This is a genomic window from Bacillus sp. COPE52 (genome assembly GCF_003355115.1).
In the GTDB taxonomy this organism is placed as follows: Bacteria; Bacillota; Bacilli; order Bacillales; family Bacillaceae_G; genus Bacillus_A; species Bacillus_A toyonensis.
Genome location: NZ_CP031292.1, coordinates 3,294,529 through 3,314,630, shown reverse-complemented (window position 1 = coordinate 3,314,630; position 20,102 = coordinate 3,294,529). Strand labels below are relative to the sequence as shown.

Below are 20,102 nucleotides of genomic sequence, written 5' to 3'. Positions count from 1 at the left end.
TGTTCGTGGTTATAGCATAGCAAAGTACAAAAAATAAGTATAATATTATGATTTAGTTAAAAAATGAACGCCGGTTAGCGTTTCACTTAATTCCCAAAGCATGTCTGCATAGTCTGTATTACTAGCCCAAGGTCTAACTCCTGATGGCTCTGGATTGTCAGCAGAAACAGCTTCTGCAATATCAACATTTTCGCAATACACGCCACCTTTGTCATCAAGTTGATCGTTTACGGCGCACCATACAATTGTAGCGGCCCCTTCTGGGATACTTTTAAATTCTTCATCGTATTTTATTAAAGCTCGATTTCCATGCTCGTCCAGTGCTCCCATTGAACGCATTTCTTCATCAGTTAAATTTCGAGATAAACTTGTGACGATTGTTCCAGGGTGGGCAGAGAATGCACGTACATGAAATTCTTTACCACGTTTATCTAATTCGACCGCAAATAATGCATTTGCTGTTTTGGATTGTCCGTAAGCTTGCCATTTGTCGTAATGACGATTTGTAAAGTTTGGATCGTTATAATCAACACCACAAATACGATGACCGCGCGAACTAACTGATACAACTCTTGCTCCATTTGCTTTAACTAAAGCGGGCCAAAGTCTTGCTGTTAATTGGAAATGACCTAAATGATTTGTTGCGAACTGGGATTCATATCCTCGTACATCGCGTTTTAATGGGTTAGCCATTATTCCTGCGCCGTTTACTAAAATATGTAGTGGACGTCCAGTACTAAGAAATCTATTTGCAAAAGCATCTATAGAATTAGGATCAATAAGATCTAGTTTTTCCAATTCCACCCGCGGAATATTTGCAGTAGCTTCTTGAGCTTGTTCTATTCTTCTGGCTGGTACGATAACTGTAGCGCCAGCTTCCGCAAGTACGCGCGTGATTTCAAGTCCTAATCCTGAATATCCTCCAGTTACAATAGCTATCTTTCCGCTTAAATCTTTTCCACCTAGAGCCTCTTTGGCGGTAGTTCTTGCACCGAATCCAGAATAAATTGGTTTTTGAATTGTGTTTTCATTATTATTGTTCATTGTGTAACTCCATCTCCGTTCCTTCATTAACTTTCCCTGTTTTTATACGCTCAAAGTGAGTAATTTTATAATTTATAATATCTAAAGTTGCTTGCAAATTCGTTAGTTGTATTGTGATTTGTTTTTGATGTTCCTCAAGTATTGTTTTGCAAACTTCATCGTTTTTTTCTCGTGAAAATTTCATATATTCTTGTATTTTATTTAATGGCATTTGTGTTCTTTTTAGATGATTAATGAAAAGTATTCGATCGATATCTAATTGAACATATTGCCTATTATTATTCCCATTTCTATTAGCTGGGGGAAGAAGGTTAATTTTTTCGTAGTATCTAATTGTATCTGTACTTAATCCTGTTTTTTTTGCAACATCTGATATTGTGAATATATTGTTCATTTGTAATTACACTCCTTTCACTACAAGTGTATGACTTGAAGTTAACTCCAAGTCAATCATTTTGTTTGAGGAATTTTTATAAAGAGAAGGAGATTGCATGAAATAGTGTAGCGCACATGCAAAAGCAACTTTGGAAGTTGCTGAAGGAAAGGGAATTGTTATTTTGTGTAGCATGAATTAGTGCTGAAAGTGATAAGCAAGCATGTAGTATAGGTACTTAAAAGTGCCTACATCACTTTAAAGTACGTACTGTTATTCATGTTATGACCGATTTATAATAATACTCGTAGCACAAAGAAAGTTATAACGATTACAATCGACAACAACGTGGTGCTACAGCATTGCCTATGAAATTTGAAAAGAAATATCAAGAGAAAAGAAAAGTATAGATTTATATGAATGAAGGAAAGTGAGTGAGTGAAACACATGGAAAAGTTTGCGAATCATTTTGGATATAATCGTATGTTTGCGAAAGATCAACTTACGTTAGGAGTTCACATTCCGATTGAAAATTATCAGTTTCATGCTCCAACGATGGAAAAACAAGTAGAGTTAGTACAAAAAGCGGAACAATACGGTTTTACAGGTGTATGGCTTCGCGATGTATTGCTGCAAGACCCTGACTTTGGTGATCCTGCAACAGGTCAAATTTACGATATGATGATTTATTTGACATATTTAGCAAGCAAGACAGAGAAAATCGCATTTGGAACGTCGGCAACAGTGTTGTCACTTCGTCATCCATTGCGTGTAGCAAAAGAAATTGCTACATTAGATCAACTATTTCCAGAAAGAATTATGCTTGGCGTTTCATCTGGTGACAGACGTGCCGATTTCAAAGCGTTAGGTGTTAGTCATGAAACACGAGGTGAAAAGTTTAGAGAAGCATTTGCTTACTTGGAAGAGATTTTGTATAAAAACTTCCCAACAATTGAGTCGACACTAGGAGAAGTGCATGGTGCAAATTTAGTTCCAAAACCGTCTAAACGTGTTCCAACCTTTATTACAGGTTTTAGTCAGCAAAATATGGACTGGTTCGCTGAACATGGTGATGGATGGATGTATTACCCACGTAGTCCGGTACATCAAGCAGCAGCAATTGGACAATGGAGAGAACGAGTAGAGGATTATCATCCAGATGTATTCAAACCATTTATACAACCGATGCATTTAGACTTATCGGAAGATCCAAATGAACGTCCTACACCAATACGTTTAGGTTACCGTACAGGGCGTAAGGCGCTAATTGAATTACTTGATATATATAAAAGTATTGGTGTAAATCATTTATTCCTTGCTTTATTTGATGGTCAACGCCCGGCTAATGAAGTGTTAGATGAGCTAGGAGAAGAAGTGCTACCTCATTTTCCAGCATTGTAAAGGAGTGTAAAGAATGAAAGCGATAGGACTTATGCAATATGGAGATAAAAGTGTACTACAAGAGATTGAAATGCAGACACCGCTATTGGGAGACAACGATGTACTGATTGAAGTATATGCAGCTGGTGTAAATCCCGTGGATTGGAAAATACGCGAAGGTTTACTTCAAGACGTAATTTCTTATGAATTCCCGCTCGTTTTAGGATGGGATGTTGCAGGGGTAGTTGCTGCTATAGGGCCGAACGTTACAGCATGTAAAGTGGGGGATGAAGTATATAGTCGTCCGGATATTGAACGAAATGGCGCTTATGCAGAGTATGTGGCAGTAGATGAGAAGTACGTAGCGAAAAAGCCGAGAAATCTATCCTTTGAAGAAGCGGCATCAATCCCTCTTGTAGGATTGACAAGTTGGCAAAGTTTAGTGAAATTCGCTAATGTTCAAAAGGGTAATAAGGTTTTAATTCATGCTGGATCTGGCGGGATTGGTACGTTTGCTATTCAACTAGCAAAAAGCTTCGGTGCACATGTTGCAACTACGACTAGTACGAAAAACATGCAGTTTGTAAAGGATCTAGGAGCTGATACTGTCATTGATTACAAAACGGAAGACTTTTCTTCGCTTTTGCATAATTACAATATTGTATTTGATGTGTTAGGCGAGGATGTACTAAAGGATAGTTATAAAGTACTTGCACCAAATGGAAAGTTAGCGTCTATCTATGGTCCGAAAGGTATGGAAATTCCGCAAACTGAAATAGCAAGAGAGAAAAATATTCAGAGTGACCATATATTTACTGAACCTAACGGATATGAACTTTCTCTTATTACAGAATTAATTGAGGACTGGAAGATTAAACCTGTTGTAACACATGTGTTGCCTTTACATGTAGAAGGCGTAAAAAAAGCACACCACATAAGTGAGTCAGAACGTGCTCTTGGCAAAATTGTATTAAAGAAACATTGGTAAAGTATGAGGATTTAGAGAGAGCGTTGTGCTAAGTAGCGAATGAGCTAATATATTCTTTTCTAGCAATTGTTTTAAAAAGGGAGATAGCAAATGGATTCAATGACATTTCTTTTATTCGGAGCGACAGGGGATTTAGCGAAACGCAAAATTTACCCTGCTTTATACAAACTATTTAGTAATGAAAATATACCGCAATCTCTTTCGATTATCGGTATTGGCAGAAGGGGAATGTCAGATGTGGAATTTCAAACAATAGTAGGACAATCCCTTACTACATTTTCTAGAAAATCTACTGATGACGAATCAGGAGTAGAAGAATTTATTAGCACATTTCGTTATTGTCAATTAGATACAGCGAATATAGAGGACTATCAAGATTTGTTGAGTCTTGTAAAGAGGCGTGAAATAGAATTAAACATTCCTGAAAACCGCATGTTTTACCTATCTGTTATACCAGAAGTATTTGATGTCATTGCTTTAAATATTAAGGAAAGTGGATTGTGGGCTACAAAAGGATTAAACCGTCTTATTATAGAGAAGTCTTTTGATTATAATGTAACGTCTGCTCGCGAGTTTAACGAAAAATTAATTGAATATTTTGACGAAACTGATATTTATTATATCGATCATTATCTTTGAAAATGAATGGTAACTAGGAATACACTTAGAAAAGTATTACGAAATAAATAGTATTTAATTCAAGACATTTTTATTGACGATAATAATTTATGTGGTTAATATACTATACATAAGATTATTTAATTACTAAAAGTAATCAAATATAAAATGTTTCGTTAAATTCTATAAATAAGTAAGTTGTAGTAGAAATGCTTTGAATTGCCACTATTAATATTGGGGACAATGAGAGAGCGAAAGGTATAAAAAGAATTGGAATTAGATAACTCTTTGTTTTTTATAAAACAGGAAGTATAAGAGTATGAGCTTCTGTACAATTCATTTTTAGTATATTGACGAGGATTATACAACAAGAGGGGGACTGAACTTGGAATCAATGACCTTTGTTTTATTTGGAGCGACAGGGGACTTAGCGAAACGCAAAATTTACCCCGCGCTATATAACTTATATAGAGATCAAAAGCTTCCAAAGCAAATATCTGTTATCGGGCTTGGAAGACGTCAAGTATCTCATGAAGATTTTCAAGAAAGAATAAAAGAATCAATAGAGACGTTTTCTCGTCAGAGGGAAGAAGGTACTCCGGAACTCGAAGGTTTTTTAGATAACTTTCGCTATTGTCCATTAGATGTGAGTAAGCCGGAAGACTATGAGAGGTTATTACAAGTCGTTCGTGAAAGGGAAGAAGAACTACATATAAAAGGAAATAGAATGTTCTATCTTTCAGTTGCTCCTGAATTTTTCGAGACCATTGCTTTAAATATTAAGGAAAGCGGACTTGATAAAACAGATGGATGGAAACGCCTGATGATTGAGAAACCGTTTGGGCACGACCTTACATCTGCTCGTGAGCTTAATGATAAGCTTAGTCGCACGTTTGAAGAAGACGAGATATACCGTATTGATCACTATTTAGGTAAACCGATGATTCAAAACCTTGAAGCACTAGAATTTGCAAATCCTGTTCTCCAATCGATTTGGAATAAAGAACATATAGCGAATGTACAAATCACAGCTAGTGAAACAGTTGGGGTTGAAGAAAGAGCCGGATATTATGATCATGCAGGAGCCATTCGTGATATGGTTCAAAATCATATGTTACAAATATTAATGATGACTGCTATGAATCTGCCGGAAAAAATTAACGCATGTGAAATTCGAGAGGAAAAGCGAAAGGTAATGGAGACGCTTCGTAAAGTGAAAAAAGAAGACGTTCAAAACCATATCATTCGCGGACAATATGGTGCAGGTGAGATAAACGGTCAACAAGTTGTAGCATATAAAGAGGAGCCAGGAGTAAATCCTTCTTCTAACATAGACACATTTATTGCTGCTCGCTTGTGGATCGATAATCCATTTTGGACTGGCGTTCCCTTTTATATACGAACAGGCAAACGAATGAAAGAAAAGTCTACTCGTATTGTAATCGAATTTAAAAATACGTTAAAACAGCAATATCAAGATAGTAATCCAAATGCAGCACCTAACTTGTTAATAATTGAAATTAGCCCAGGTGAGAACGTTTCATTACAGTTAAATAGTAAAAATCCATTGAAAAATGGAGAAATTGAACCGATGCGTATTAACTTTACTTGTGAGCAAGCGGATGTGGGAGTACCTGAAGCGTATGAAAGACTCATTCATGATGCTGTGAGTGGAGACGCTACATTCTTTGCACATTGGAGAGAAGTTGAATTGTCATGGGAATGGGTACAACCAATTCTTGAAGCATTCGAAGAAAACTTATTACCACTTCATGAATATGAGTCGGGTTCATATGGTCCAGATGCGTCTAATGAACTATTGCAAGAAAGTGAATTTAAATGGTGGTTAGATCAAGAAACGAAAAAATAGGTACTTTCTTTCATGAAAGCATTTAGGGGGACGATTACTATGACACAAAACATAAATCAATTAGCAGTGAATACAATTCGTACGTTATCAATTGATGCTATTAATGCGGCAAATTCAGGTCATCCAGGTCTTCCGATGGGAGCAGCGCCAATGACTTATGCATTATGGGCGAATCATTTAAATCATAATCCTAATCATCCAAAATGGTTTAACCGTGATCGCTTCGTTTTATCGGCGGGACATGGATCTAGCTTATTATATAGCCTACTTCATTTAGCTGGATATGACGTTTCAATTGATGACTTGAAAAACTTCAGAAAATTAAATAGTAAAACGCCAGGACATCCTGAGTTTGGTCACACTTCAGGAGTTGAAGCAACTACAGGACCGTTAGGGCAAGGGATTGCCAATGCTGTCGGAATGGCAATGGCAGAAGCGCATTTAGCAGCGAAGTTTAATAAGGATGGTCACTCTATTATAGATCACAATACGTACGCTTTAGTTGGAGACGGTGATTTAATGGAAGGTGTCGCTTATGAAGCGATGTCAATGGCAGGACATATGAAACTTGGCAAGTTAATTGTGCTGTATGATTCAAATGAAATTTCACTTGATGGTGAATTAAACATTGCTTTCTCTGAAGATATGCAGAAAAGGGTAGAATCTGCACATTGGCAATATGTAAGAGTTGAAGATGGAAACGATGTTGATGCGATTACAAAAGCGATTCAATTAGCGAAAGACAATACGGACCAACCTACTCTTATAGAAATTAGAACCATTATAGGTTACGGAAGTCCAAAAGTTGCTGGAACGAACAAAGCACATGGTAACCCGCTTGGAGTAGAAGAAGCGACAGCGACAAAACAAGTGTATGGTTGGCATTATGAAGAAGACTTTTTTGTACCTGAAGAAGTAACCGCTCATTTTAATGAACTGAAACAAAAAGGTATTGAAAAAGAACATGACTGGAATGAGCGGTTCAACTTATACAGAGAGTCAAACCCTGCACTAGCAGATGAATTAGAAAAAGCGATTACAGGTGAAGTTTTAATCGAAGCGAAAGACATTTTATCCTTCGATACTGAAAAAACGATTTCAACTCGTGTTGCAAGTGGGGAAGCTATTAATCATTATGTGAAATCGATTCCTTCTATTTTCGGTGGAAGTGCAGATCTTTCTCATTCTACGATGACAGATATAAAAGGTGAAGCAGTGTATGCGGTAGAATCGTATGCTGGCCGAAATATATATTTCGGTGTACGTGAACATGCAATGGGCGCGGCAGCGAATGGACTGGCTCTTCATGGAGGAGTAAAACCGTTCGTAAGTACATTCTTTGTATTTAATGATTACCTTCGTCCGTCTATTCGACTGGCTGCATTGCAAAAGTTACCTGTTACTTACGTATTCACACATGATTCGATCGCTGTAGGAGAAGATGGTCCAACGCATGAACCAATTGAACAATTGGCAGCTCTTCGGGCAATTCCTGGTTTAACAGTTATCCGCCCATCAGATGCAAATGAAACAGCAAGTGCGTGGGCTTATGCTTTACAGCAAACGGATGGTCCAGTCGTTTTAGTACTCAGCCGTCAAAATTTACCGGTGTTTCATGAAACGAAAGCGAACATAGAGAATCTTTCTAAAGGCGCTTACGTATTAGCACAAACGAATGAAAATCCGGATGTGATTTTAATTGCGACAGGTTCTGAAGTATCCTTAGCTGCTAATGCAAAAGCGAAACTAGAAGAAGACAATGTCTCTGTTCGTATCGTTGCAATGCCAAGCTGGGAGCTATTCGATCACCAATCGAAAGAATATAAAGAATCCGTTCTTCCGTCTTCTGTAACGAAACGAGTATCTCTTGAGATGGGTGTATCTCTCGGTTGGGAGCGTTATGTAGGACAAGAAGGAAAAATATTATCGATTGAAACATTTGGAGCTTCAGGAACTGGGGCTGAAGTCATGAATCTATTTGGATTTACGACAGAAAATGTTGTTCAAATTACAAAAAATGTATTGAATTCTTAAGCTATGACTGTGAATACCTTTCTGGACAGATCAACTTATCAGTGCTGAAAGGTATTCAAAATCGTAGTGATATGAATTTTTAATAAAAGATGATTTGAGGAGGAATTATATTATGCAAGTAGGATTAATTGGTTTAGGTAAAATGGGATTAAATTTAGGGAAAAATTTAATGGATCATAAACATGAAGTAGCAGCATTCGATTTAAATACGAGTGCAGTGGAAGAAATGAAAGAGTACGGGGCTACAGGTGTATCAAGTTTAAAAGAACTTGTTCAGTCATTACAATCACCAAGAATTCTTTGGGTTATGGTACCACACGCTGTTGTTGATTCTGTTATTGATGAGGTTACGCCATTGCTTTCAAAAGGAGATATTTTAATTGAAGCGGGTAATTCACATTATAAAGAGTCTATTCGCCGATATGAGCAACTAAAGAAAGATGGCATTCACTTTATGGATGCAGGAACTTCTGGCGGAATGGAAGGCGCTCGTAATGGTGCTTGTTACATGATCGGAGGAGATCAAGAAGCTTGGGACATCGTTGAACCTATCTTCCGCGATACTGCTGTAGAAAATGGATTCTTATATGCCGGAAAAGCTGGTAGTGGTCACTTCTTAAAAATGGTTCACAACGGAATTGAATACGGTATGATGGCTGCTATTGGTGAAGGATTTGAGATCCTAGAGAAAAGTGAATTTGACTACGATTATGAAAAAGTATCAAAAGTATGGAACAACGGTTCAGTAATCCGTTCATGGTTAATGGAATTAACAGAAAATGCATTTTCTAAAGATGCAAAACTGGATGAAATTAAGGGTGTTATGCATTCTTCTGGTGAAGGAAAATGGACAGTAGAAACAGCATTAGATCTTCAAACAGCAACTCCTGTTATCGCAATGTCGTTATTAATGCGCTATCGCTCATTAGACAATGATACATTTACAGGAAAAGTAGTAGCAGCTCTGCGCAATGAATTTGGCGGACATGCTGTAGAAAAGAAATAAAGTGAAACTTTAATAAGTAGGGGCTTTATTCCACACCAATCGGGCTTTTACGGGATAAGCATATTAAACATGTAACTCATCAACGTTTAAAAACTGGAGGGAATTGATCATGAAATTTTTTATTGATACTGCAAATCTTGAGGACATAAAAAAAGCATATAAACTTGGAGTTTTAGCTGGTGTTACAACGAATCCTTCTTTAGTAGCAAAAGAGGGCGTTAAGTTTGAAGACCGTATCGCAGAAATTTGTCAGGCAGTACCTAAAGTTGAGTCTGTTTCGGCAGAAGTAACGCCAGATGCTGTTACAGCTGAAGAAATGATTGCTCAAGCAGAAGAATTAATTAAAATTAACGGTGGCGATAAAAACGTCACGATAAAACTTCCAATGACGCTAGCAGGATTAGAAGCTTGTCGCTATCTTACTGAAAAAGGTGTGAAAACGAACGTTACACTTATCTTCACGGTGAACCAAGCACTTTTAGCTGCTCGAGCAGGTGCAACGTATGTTTCTCCATTTTTAGGACGTTTAGATGATATTTCTGAAGATGGTGTGCTCTTAGTTGCGAAAATTGCTGAGCTATTCGATATTCATCAATTAGATACACAAATTATTGCAGCTTCTGTCAGACACCCAGATCATGTAACTCGTGTAGCGATGGCAGGTGCTCACATTGCAACAATCCCTTATAAAGTAATTGAGCAACTTGCTATGCATCCATTAACAGATCAAGGTATTGAAAAGTTCGCTGCAGATTGGGCGAAAGCACCTAAATTATAATATATGAAAGTGAAGGAGGCTTTCCGAAAATTGCTTTTCATGAGAGGACAGATTCCTAGGTAACTTCATCGTTTAACTTGGATCCTGAGTTAGGAGTCTTACTACGTGAAAACAGTAAGAGAAGAAAGTGTCATTCACTTTTGAAGAAGGAAAATTTGCTCGCATGAAGCATGTATCACAATAACATTATAATTATTAAAGAGAAATCCCCTTATTAGAGAGAGTAGTTAACGTGTATCTCTGATAAGGGAGATTCTTTTTATATAAATCATTATTATGTGAAAATATCTCTTACTCAAGAAAGAACTATATAAGTTCTCTTAATTGTATAGTAATTTTGAAAGGGTTTACATAGAGGGGTGGAACTGAGTATGAATATGTACCTTTTAATGATTACATTATTATCAATTGTAATTGTTATTTTAGGAGTATCGTGGTGGAGATGGCATGCGTTTATTAGTTTAACGATTGCAAGTTTGTTTTTAGCAATTATGTCTGGAATGCCAATGGATAAAATAGTGAGCGCTTATGAAACGGGAGTCGGAAGTGTTCTCGGGCATTTAGTAGGTATTTTAGTATTAGGTACAATTCTAGGGAAAATGATGGCAGAGTCAGGTGCTGGAATGCAGGTGGCAGAGTTCTTTATTAAATCCTTTGGAATAAAAAACTTACCATGGGCGATGTTAATTGCAGGTTTTATTATTGGAATTCCGGTGTTTTTTGAAGTAGGCATTTTAATATTATTGCCGTTAGTAATTTCTATTCATAAAACAACGAAACAAAATATTTTATTGATAGCATTACCAGCAATTGCTGGGCTATCTGTTGTACACGGCCTTGTTCCTCCGCATCCAGGGGCAATCGTTGCAATTGGTATTTATAAAGCGAATCTTGGGAAGGTACTATTGTATTCACTCATTATTACATTTTTTGCAGCGGTTATTGCAGGTCCTATATTCGCTAAATGGATTCACAAACGTGTAATTCCTGAAAATGAGCCAGAATTGATTCGTGTAAATACAAAATCAACGAAATTACCAGGAATAGGAGTTTCATTTTTAGTTATATTGTTACCTGTTATGTTAATGGTTTTAGCTGCAGCAGCTCCTTATGTGCCTCTTTCTAATACTTTAATGAAGATTATCACATTAATCGGTAGTCCTATAATTGCGCTATTGATTGCATGTTTTGCAGCTTTCTATTTTCTTGGATTTCGTCAAGGTATCGATAAAAAGGCTATTAAGAAGGTAACAGAAGATAGTTTATTACCAATCGGTTCTATTGTTGCGATTATTGGTGCTGGCGGCGGATTTAAGCAAATTCTTATCGATAGTGGCGTAGGTAATGCTATTGCTCAAATGTCTGAGCATTTAGCTCTATCTCCAATTGTATTAGCATTTATGGTAGCTGGATTAATTCGAATTGCGACAGGATCAGCGACAGTCGCATTAACAACAGCAGCGGGTATCGTTTCGCCAATCGTTGAAAATACGACAGGTGTGAATTTAGAATTACTCGTCATTGCAACAGGTGCAGGAGCACTTATGTTTTCACACGTAAACGATGCTGGTTTTTGGATGGTAAAAGAATACCTAGGGTTAACAGTGAAAGAAACATTTAAAACATGGACAGTATTAGAAACATTACTTTCATTTATTGCTTTTGGAGGAGTTTTATTACTCGATATGTTTGTTTAAAATAAGGATACTTTTATATGAATTTAGAAAGACAACTTTAGCACAAAACGTTATGAATAGATAAAATAAATGTATTTTTATGGTTTTTATATTATTAGGATACTATAGGGATTTTTGTTAGGAGGAAGAAATGGTGAGCACAAAATATATGATTGGTGTAGACATTGGGACGACTAGTACAAAATCGGTTCTATTTTCTACTGATGGGTCTGTTATTGCAAGTCATGGAATTGAATATCCTTTATATTCTCCTACACCTGAAATAGCAGAACAAGACCCAGAAGAAATTTTTCGTGCAGTAATAAATACGATTAAAGAAACTGTACAGTCAAGTAGTGTACAGCCGAATGATATTCTATGTGTCTCTTTTAGTTCGGCAATGCATAGTATCATTGTTGTAGATGAGAAGGGAAAACCGTTAACGAGATGTATCACTTGGGCAGATAATAGAAGTGCAAGCTGGGCAGAGAAAATAAAGAGTGATATGAATGGTCATGAAATTTATTTGCGTACTGGAACACCAATTCATCCGATGTCACCACTTTCGAAATTAGTTTGGTTACAGAATGAGCAGGCAGAATTGTTTGCAAAAAGTTATAAATTCATTTCTATTAAAGAATATGTGTTTTATAAGTTATATAAAGAATATGTAATTGATTATTCTATAGCATCAGCAACAGGAATGTTCAATTTGAAATCTTTAAAATGGGATGAGGAAGCTCTTCGTGTTGCAGGGATTTCAGATAAAAAGCTTTCTAAACTTGTTCCAACGACGCACAGCTTAATAGGATTAGATGAAGAACTTGCAAAAGAGATGAATGTACTTGATTCTACGCCCTTTGTAGTAGGAGCGAGTGATGGAGTGCTATCGAATTTAGGCGTAAATGCAATAGATCCTGGGGTTGTGGCTGTTACAATTGGTACAAGCGGTGCGATACGTGCTGTAACAAATTGTCCTGTGACAGATCCAAAAGGTAGAATTTTTTGTTATGCCTTAACTGAAGACCATTGGGTAATCGGTGGACCAGTTAATAACGGTGGTATGATTTTCAGATGGGCTCGTGATCAATTAGGCACTTCGGAGATTGAGCTTGCGAAGCGTTTAGGGAAAGATCCATATGAAGTGCTTACTGAAATAGCAGCAAAAGTAAATCCTGGATCTGACGGTTTATTATTTCATCCGTATTTAGCAGGGGAAAGAGCTCCTTTATGGAATGCGAATGCGCGAGGATCTTTTTTTGGACTCGGATTACATCATAAGAAAGAACATCTTATTCGTGCTGTATTAGAAGGAGTAATTTATAACTTATATACCGTTCTTCTCGCTTTAAAAGAGCTAATTGGCGAACCGAAAAAAATTCAAGCAACAGGCGGTTTTGCAAGGTCAGAACTTTGGAGACAGATGATGGCGGATATTTTTCATCAAGACGTATATGTTCCTGAAAGTTTCGAAAGCTCTTGCTTAGGAGCTGCAATCCTCGGTTTATATAGTTTAGGTGAAGTAGATACGTTACATGTAGTTTCTGAAATGGTAGGTGCGAATTTCCACCATGAACCAAACATTGAAAGTGTGGAAAAATATAAAGATTTAACACCAATCTATATTCGTCTGTCCCGTCACTTGGAAGAAGAATATGAAAGTATAGCAGCGTATCAAAAAAAGTGGGTTTAAAAGCTATTTACCAAGAAAATATGGTAACGTATAAAGAGGTACTCCGATTTTTTAGGATACTCTTTCAACATAAAATATTTTAAGAAGTATGATGAACGAAAAATATAGGGAGAGAGGGTTATGAAAATGAAGGATAACAAAGAGTTTATTGGATATGTTGGAACTTATACGAAAGAAAATAGTGAGGGAATATATAAGTTTACTTTAGACACAGAAGCAAAAAAAATTAGTAATGTAACACTTGCGGCTAAGCTGGATAACCCTACATATGTAACGATTAACCGAAATAATGAATATCTCTATTCCGTTGTTAAGGAAGGAGAATCTGGTGGTGTAGCTGCTTATTCAATTGATAGTAAAGCTGGAGAGTTAAAGGCAGAAAACAGACAAGTAGTAGAAGGGGCGTCTCCTTGTCATGTGAGCGTTGATAGTGGGAATCATACGGTAGTTACAGCAAATTACCATAAAGGAACGATTGAGTCTTTTGAAATAAATGAAGAAAATGGAACTGTAAATCCTGCTTCATCTATTATGGCGCATGAAGGTTCAGGTCCGAATAAAGAAAGACAAGAAAAACCACATGCACATTACGCGGGATATACTCCTGATGAAAAATATGTAGTGGGCGTTGATTTAGGGATAGATAAAATAATTACGTATGAAATAAAAGGTAGTGCATTAACAGAAGTGAATAGCTTATCTGTAAATCCAGGAAGTGGGCCGAGACATATTACTTTTCATCCGAATGGAAAGTATGCGTATGTGATGACTGAGCTGAGTTCAGAGGTTATCGTATTAACATATAATGCGGAAGAAGGGACCTTTACAGAATTACAGTATATTTCTACTATTCCAGCAGAGTTTGATGAAAATAGTCAAGGAAGTGCGATTCATATTTCTTCTGACGGCCGTTTTGTATATGCAGGTAATCGTGGACATAATAGTATCGCTGTTTATAGCGTAGATCAAAATTCAGGTGAGCTTACATTTATTGAACATACATCTACAGAAGGAAATTGGCCGAGAGACTTTGTATTAGATCCTACTGAAAAGTTTCTTGTTGCTACAAATGAAAAGTCACATAATCTTGTGCTATTTTCAAGAGATGAATCTACAGGAAAGTTAACACTTTTACAATCTGATGTTGCTGTGCCAGAGCCTGTTTGTGTTAAATTTTTAAATGTTTAAGTTGTGTTCGATATAATTTCATATACTCAGAAAACAGTAAAAAGCAAAGCGATATCGCTTTGCTTTTTACTGTTTCTTTTTCGGTCTACGTACTAATTCGCCGCCGCAGTTTGGACAAACGTTTTGTCTTTCTTCTGTACATGGTGCGCAAAATGTACATTCATATACACAAATGTAAGCTTCAGAATCTTGCTCGAGCGATTGATCGCAAATTTGACAGTTTGTTTTCATTTCTAGTGCCATACTAATTCTCCTTTTGTTTGAAAATTTATAATTTAATTATAATTCATTAGGTAGAATTAGTCTTTTTCAATTGAAAGGAAATCGAATGATAAAGTTGTGATTTGAAATGAAAGATGCCAATTTATTTTAAAATTGATTATTTTGTGCAGTTGGAATATTATGAAATAGTCAAAAGACAACAGGGGGTATACATTTTGACTAATCATAACGATCATTTAAAAGCAAACTGCGAAAAATGCTTCGGTCTATGTTGCGTGGCATTACCGTTCGCAGCATCGGTAGATTTTGCAGTGAATAAAGATGGTGGTAAACCATGTTCCAATTTACAATCAGATTTTAAATGTAGTATACATAAAAATCTTAGAGGAAAAGGTTATAAAGGTTGTACAGTATTTGAATGTTTCGGTGCTGGGCAGAAGATTTCTCAAGTTACGTTTAAAGGGATTGATTGGCGGAAAGATGCTAAGCATGCGAGAAAAATGTATGATGCTTTTCCGGTTATGCATCAGCTCCATGAAATGCTTTGGTATTTGAATGAGGCGATTCTATTAAAGGCGACGCAGCCAATTCATAAAGAACTAAGTAAAGCGATTGAAGAGACAGAGCGACTTTCGAATTTAAATGCGGACGAGTTAATGAAAGTAAATATTCCATTACACCGTGCAGAAGTAAATGTTTTACTTTTAGAAACGAGTGAGCTAGCTTGGAAGGAAATGAATGCGACGCGTAAGAAACGAATCATTCACCGCGGAGCAGATCTTATGGGAGCAAACCTGAAAAAGAAAAATTTACAAGGCGCGAATTTAAGGGGTGCTTATTTAATTGCAGCGAACTTAAATGGTGCAGACTTAAGAGGAGCAGATCTCATCGGAGCAGATTTAAGAGATGCAGATGTTCGCGGAGCAGACTTTACAAATAGTATTTTTCTTACGCAAGTTCAAATTAATGCGGCGAAAGGGGATAAACATACGAAATTGCCGGAATTGTTATCCCGTCCCGCGCATTGGAGTGCGTAAACAGTGAGTTTATACGAACAGGCAGAGACTAAGAATCTCTGCCTGTTTTTTTATTTCTTTTCAAAAGTAGTAATGAAAACGCTACATATAATAAGAATACCACCAATAAAAAAATTATTATTTAATGTCTCATTTAATAAGAGCCAGCCAAGTAATGATCCGACGATAGGTTGGAAGAAGAAAAATAAGGAACCGATGCTTGCATCCATTAGTTCTAATCCTTTATTCCAAAGGAAAAAGGCACCTGCCGTTGATATGACTCCTAAATATAATACGCCTAGTATTACGTACGTATTTACGGTTCCGATAGAGGCTGCTTGTAGTTCCCATATCATAAAAGGTGTAATAAAAAAGAGTGAAAAGAATATGGCGTACGTTGTAATAACTAAAGATGAAAACCGAGCTGAAGCAATTTTTACATAAATGGATAGTAAAGCCCACGTAATAGCGGCCCCCACTAATATGATGGTACCGATAAAATAGGAGCTAATTTCAATATCCCATCCGATTACGATAATGACACCGATTGTCGCTATTATAGTAGATAAAAGTCTACGAGCGGTTAGCTTTTCTTTTAAAATAATTGCTGCAAATATAACCATAAATGCAGGTGTTGCGGATGTTACTAAAGAGCCTGTATGGGCGTCGGATAATTTTGTTCCGATGAATTGACATGTGATTGAAATGAAATATCCGATAAATCCAATCCAAGCGAAGAGTAGCCAATCTTTTTTGCGAATGGTTACTTTTTTCTTTTGCTTTTTCTCTGCTATTTTCAAAATACCATACAAAACAACAAAAGCGATAATAAAGCGTAGCCAAACGAGTGTCAGTGGTGGAATAAAGTCGAGTACGTATTTGCTAACAACATACATACCGCCCCATATACTTGCTGCTAGTGATAAGCATATAGCACCTAAAATTGTTTGTTTCATTTGAAGTACCTCCGTCTATTTTTAGGGTATTATGAGTTCCCTAAGACGAGGCATAGTGTATTCGTTATATGAATGCCCGTCTTAGTTTATAGACGGCCTACAGGTTGATCGTTTTCGAATGAAGTGTTGTAGTACATGAGTGCATTCCTCCTTCATATTTTATAATGATATTATAACTTAATTTTCAGTTTATTTGGATGTTTATTGTTGTACGGAGTGGAATCTTTAGAGAATGGAAACGGTGGTTGTCTAAGAAAGCATAGTATATGGTAGAAAAACATATTTTTAAAATAAAAGAAACCAATTACATAACTGGTAAGTATATTAAGAGTAGGATGAAAAAGTAGATTAATAGAGAAAGTGGAGGAGATTGTTATAACTACAACTGTTATTTCTCATTTTTACAATGAAGAGTATTTATTACCATGGTGGCTTATGCATCATACGAAACTGTTTGATCATGGCATTTTAATTAATAAAGGTTCAACAGATCGTTCGGTTGAGATTTGTAAAAAATTCGCACCGCATTGGGAAGTGCGAGATTCTACAAATCCAGAGTTTGATGCATATGCGACAGATCATGAAGTGATGAGGGTAGAACAAGAAGTACAAGGTTGGAAAATCATTTTAAATACGACCGAGTTTCTTTGTGTGCAAGATAAAAACCAGTTTTGGAAATCACTAAATGAATTGGGAGGGAGGATGTATTGGCTGGAAGGGCTTATTATGGTTGATGATCCTAACTATAATTATCCGGACCTTAACTTTGGAATCCCTTTAATGAAACAGCGATTTCACGGTTATTTACCAGAAGATTGGCCGTTATGGAGAAGAGGTAGATTTATTCATAATCATGAACACGGAAGTTATACGGTTGGAAGACATTTATCAGCGCATGAATCTATGATCTATCCGCCTCTTGCTTGTATATTATGGTTTGGGTTTAGTCCGTGGAACGATGCGATGAGAAAGAGAAAGTTACAAATTGGTCCGACACTTTCTGAAGCTAGTAAGCATGGAGGAATGGGTACGCACCATATTATTACGCCGGAAAAATTAGAAGAATGGTATAAGGATTTAGCGAGAGGAGCGCAAGATTTACGTTTTAGTGCTGCATATCGGTATGTTTTTGTATAGATGATTCCCACCATAAAATTGTTTCTTCAATTCCTGTATTTAAATCGTATGTTGGTTTCCAGTTTACTTCAGTTGTTAAACGTTCCACATTCACGCCGACGAATAAAGGTTCATCTTTAGGAAAAGGGATAGCGCCTAGTTTAATTAAATTTTCTTTTCCTATTTTTTTAGCAATGATAGAAGCTAATTCTTTAATTTGTACAGAGTGACCAGAAGCGATATTGATTGTGCCTGTAACATTGCGTTCTAATACTGTTACGAGAGCATCAGCGACGTCGCTCACATGGAGGAAATCTCTTGATTGTTTTCCATGTGTACATAGTGCTTCCTCATTTTTTAATAAGGAAGTGATGATGTTAGAAACGAGCCGATTCCCTTGTTCGTGAGGTCCATACATATGAAAAATGCGGCCCCAACACATGCTGAGGCCTGTTTGCTCGGCGTACGTTTGTAGCCAGGAGTGTAGTGTGTTTTTACATAATGAATACGGGGTTTTATAGGAAAGTAAGGGTGAATCTTCAAATAGTACACCGTTAAACCATTCATATTCTGCGCCAGTACCTGCAACGACGACTCGCTTTCCACCGCATGTTGTGAAGTGTTGAATCAATGAGATGCTGGATGTAAGCCAATAGTAATTATTAATGGATACGTAGCATGCTGGCGGTACTGCTTCCCAAGCTAAATGAATGAGATAACTAGGTTTCATGTCGTAAATGAGTTTTTTTACCTCCTCATCGCAAAGTAAGTTTACTTTATGCCAATGGCAAGAAAGGTGAGAAGGCTTATTTGTATTGTAAGTGGCGTGCACTTCATAGCCCTTTTGAATAAGAGAATGTACAACGTATTTACCAATCCATCCACTACCGCCTGTTACAAGGATTTTTTTCATGGCTCAATTACCTCAACTTCTGGTATTGTTACTAAAAATTTGCCGCCCCATTCACGAATGAAAGAGCATTCTTTCATAATTTCATCTTTCAAATTCCAAGGAAGTATGAGAATGTAATCAGGTTTTGTACGTTTTATTTCTTCTGGAGATTTTATTGGAATGCGGGTTCCTGGTAAAAGGAGATTTTGTTTGTGAGGATTTTTATCTACTGTATACGCTAGAAATTCTTTACCTATCCCGCAATAATTCAAAAGGGTGTTTCCTTTAGCTGGAGCGCCGTAGCCGATAATTTGTTTGTTTAAAGCTTTCGCTTCAATAAAAAACTTTAAAATATTTATTTTCAATTGTTCCACTCGTTTAGAAAAAAGGAGATAGCAATCTAATGTATCTAGCCCGTGATCTACTTCTTTTTGGATTAAATTTGTAACATTGGAATGGATAGTTGATTGGGCGCTTAGATGTTTTATGAAAATACGCAATGAACCACCGTGCGTTGAGAGTTCTTCTACATCGACAATTTGTAAATGATGATGAGCTAAAATTTTTTGAAGGCTTATAAGTGAGAAATAGGAGAAGTGCTCATGGTAGATGGTATCAAACTGCTTAAAGGAGATGAGGTTTAATAAATGCGGGAATTCAATTGTTATCGTCCCATCTTGTTTTAATAACGTTTTTAAACCGGCGACAAAATCATGCAAGTTCGGAACGTGTGCTAATACGTTATTTGCGATAATTAAATCAGCTTGTGGTAATTTTTTTGCTAAGTCGTTACTGAAAAAGTTCACATTTGTAGGAATTCCTTTTTGAATTGCGATTGCTGCTACATTTTTTGCTGGCTCAATTCCTAACGTATTGATGTTTTCTTTAAGAAAGTATTGCAATAAATACCCATCGTTACTTGCGATTTCAATTACCTGCGAATTTTTCGTTAAATGGAATCGCTCAATTGCCATTTCTACGTATTGTTTGGCATGCTGTAGCCAACTTGAGGAATAAGAACTGAAGTATAAATAATCATGGAAAATATTATTAGGCGATTCAAATTCATCTAATTGCACAAGTAAACAAGAATTACAAACAAATGTGTGCAGCGGATAAAAAGGTTCCATTTTATATGAGTTTTTTGGGGCTATAAATGAGTTGGCGAGAGGGGAGACGCCTAAATCTAAAAACGTATTTGTTAGTAATGAGTGGCAAAAACGGCATTTTTTCTGTTCCATTTTATAGCCCC

At 36.6% G+C, this 20,102-nt stretch carries 18 protein-coding genes; 12 read left to right on the top strand and 6 right to left on the bottom strand.

What is annotated here, in order from left to right:
- Positions 1-45: 45 nt before the first annotated feature.
- Both DPQ31_RS16660 and DPQ31_RS16655 read right to left on the bottom strand, forming a co-directional pair.
- Positions 46-1,044 (bottom strand): oxidoreductase, encoded by a 999-nt coding sequence (locus DPQ31_RS16660; RefSeq protein ID WP_208730749.1) that lies wholly within the window; start codon positions 1,042-1,044, stop codon positions 46-48.
- Positions 1,034-1,438 (bottom strand): MerR family transcriptional regulator, encoded by a 405-nt coding sequence (locus DPQ31_RS16655; protein WP_208730748.1) that lies wholly within the window; start codon positions 1,436-1,438, stop codon positions 1,034-1,036. The genes DPQ31_RS16660 and DPQ31_RS16655 overlap by 11 nt, the downstream gene beginning before the upstream one ends.
- Positions 1,439-1,864: 426 nt before the next feature.
- On the opposite strand from DPQ31_RS16655, the gene DPQ31_RS16650 reads away from it, so the two are divergent.
- From DPQ31_RS16650 to DPQ31_RS16605, 10 genes are all read left to right on the top strand, one after another.
- Entirely contained in the window at positions 1,865-2,818 is a 954-nt protein-coding gene (locus DPQ31_RS16650; RefSeq protein WP_087970380.1) for an LLM class oxidoreductase, read from the top strand.
- A gap of 13 nt (positions 2,819-2,831) precedes the next feature.
- On the top strand, positions 2,832-3,785 hold the full coding sequence (locus DPQ31_RS16645) for an NADP-dependent oxidoreductase (RefSeq protein ID WP_208730747.1): 954 nt from the start codon (positions 2,832-2,834) through the stop codon (positions 3,783-3,785).
- 90 nt (positions 3,786-3,875) lie between these two features.
- The gene (locus DPQ31_RS16640; RefSeq protein WP_208730746.1) at positions 3,876-4,424 is read left to right on the top strand and encodes a glucose-6-phosphate dehydrogenase; all 549 of its coding nucleotides are present in this window, start codon (positions 3,876-3,878) and stop codon (positions 4,422-4,424) included.
- 364 nt (positions 4,425-4,788) lie between these two features.
- Positions 4,789-6,273 (top strand): glucose-6-phosphate dehydrogenase, encoded by a 1,485-nt coding sequence (zwf, locus tag DPQ31_RS16635; protein WP_208730745.1) that lies wholly within the window; start codon positions 4,789-4,791, stop codon positions 6,271-6,273.
- Between the two features lie 39 nt (positions 6,274-6,312).
- On the top strand, positions 6,313-8,307 hold the full coding sequence (tkt, locus tag DPQ31_RS16630) for a transketolase (protein ID WP_208730744.1): 1,995 nt from the start codon (positions 6,313-6,315) through the stop codon (positions 8,305-8,307).
- Between the two features lie 112 nt (positions 8,308-8,419).
- On the top strand, positions 8,420-9,313 hold the full coding sequence (gene gnd, locus DPQ31_RS16625) for a phosphogluconate dehydrogenase (NAD(+)-dependent, decarboxylating) (RefSeq protein WP_208730743.1): 894 nt from the start codon (positions 8,420-8,422) through the stop codon (positions 9,311-9,313).
- A gap of 109 nt (positions 9,314-9,422) precedes the next feature.
- Positions 9,423-10,091: a fructose-6-phosphate aldolase gene (fsa, locus tag DPQ31_RS16620; protein WP_000667688.1), complete on the top strand. Its 669-nt coding sequence runs from the start codon at positions 9,423-9,425 to the stop codon at positions 10,089-10,091.
- Between the two features lie 371 nt (positions 10,092-10,462).
- Positions 10,463-11,788, top strand: coding sequence for a gluconate permease GntP (gntP, locus tag DPQ31_RS16615; RefSeq protein WP_208730742.1), 1,326 nt, complete (start codon positions 10,463-10,465; stop codon positions 11,786-11,788).
- A 130-nt stretch (positions 11,789-11,918) separates the two neighbouring features.
- Positions 11,919-13,460: a gluconokinase gene (gene gntK / locus DPQ31_RS16610; RefSeq protein WP_208730741.1), complete on the top strand. Its 1,542-nt coding sequence runs from the start codon at positions 11,919-11,921 to the stop codon at positions 13,458-13,460.
- A 120-nt stretch (positions 13,461-13,580) separates the two neighbouring features.
- Positions 13,581-14,648: a lactonase family protein gene (locus tag DPQ31_RS16605; protein WP_208730740.1), complete on the top strand. Its 1,068-nt coding sequence runs from the start codon at positions 13,581-13,583 to the stop codon at positions 14,646-14,648.
- Positions 14,649-14,714: 66 nt separating this feature from the next.
- Here DPQ31_RS16605 and DPQ31_RS16600 read toward each other — a convergent pair whose 3' ends face one another.
- Positions 14,715-14,891 carry a DUF1272 domain-containing protein gene (locus DPQ31_RS16600; RefSeq protein WP_001162791.1) on the bottom strand — a complete coding sequence of 59 codons (177 nt, stop codon included), beginning with the start codon at positions 14,889-14,891 and terminating at the stop codon, positions 14,715-14,717.
- A gap of 194 nt (positions 14,892-15,085) precedes the next feature.
- Here DPQ31_RS16600 and DPQ31_RS16595 point away from each other — a divergent pair, with 194 nt between their 5' ends.
- Positions 15,086-15,907, top strand: a complete 822-nt coding sequence (locus tag DPQ31_RS16595; protein ID WP_208730739.1) for a pentapeptide repeat-containing protein — start codon at positions 15,086-15,088, stop codon at positions 15,905-15,907.
- A 50-nt stretch (positions 15,908-15,957) separates the two neighbouring features.
- Here the strand turns inward: DPQ31_RS16595 and DPQ31_RS16590 are convergent, their stop codons facing one another.
- Positions 15,958-16,842 carry a DMT family transporter gene (locus tag DPQ31_RS16590; protein WP_097959652.1) on the bottom strand — a complete coding sequence of 295 codons (885 nt, stop codon included), beginning with the start codon at positions 16,840-16,842 and terminating at the stop codon, positions 15,958-15,960.
- Between the two features lie 360 nt (positions 16,843-17,202).
- Here DPQ31_RS16590 and DPQ31_RS16585 point away from each other — a divergent pair, with 360 nt between their 5' ends.
- On the top strand, positions 17,203-17,979 hold the full coding sequence (locus DPQ31_RS16585; protein WP_087970350.1) for a glycosyltransferase family 2 protein: 777 nt from the start codon (positions 17,203-17,205) through the stop codon (positions 17,977-17,979).
- On the opposite strand, the gene DPQ31_RS16580 is transcribed toward DPQ31_RS16585, so the two are convergent.
- On the bottom strand, positions 17,948-18,871 hold the full coding sequence (locus tag DPQ31_RS16580; protein WP_208730738.1) for an NAD-dependent epimerase/dehydratase family protein: 924 nt from the start codon (positions 18,869-18,871) through the stop codon (positions 17,948-17,950). The genes DPQ31_RS16585 and DPQ31_RS16580 overlap by 32 nt on opposite strands.
- Positions 18,868-20,091, bottom strand: coding sequence for a class I SAM-dependent methyltransferase (locus tag DPQ31_RS16575; RefSeq protein ID WP_208730737.1), 1,224 nt, complete (start codon positions 20,089-20,091; stop codon positions 18,868-18,870). Before DPQ31_RS16575 ends, DPQ31_RS16580 begins: the two co-directional genes overlap by 4 nt.
- Between the last annotated feature and the right edge of the window lie 11 nt (positions 20,092-20,102).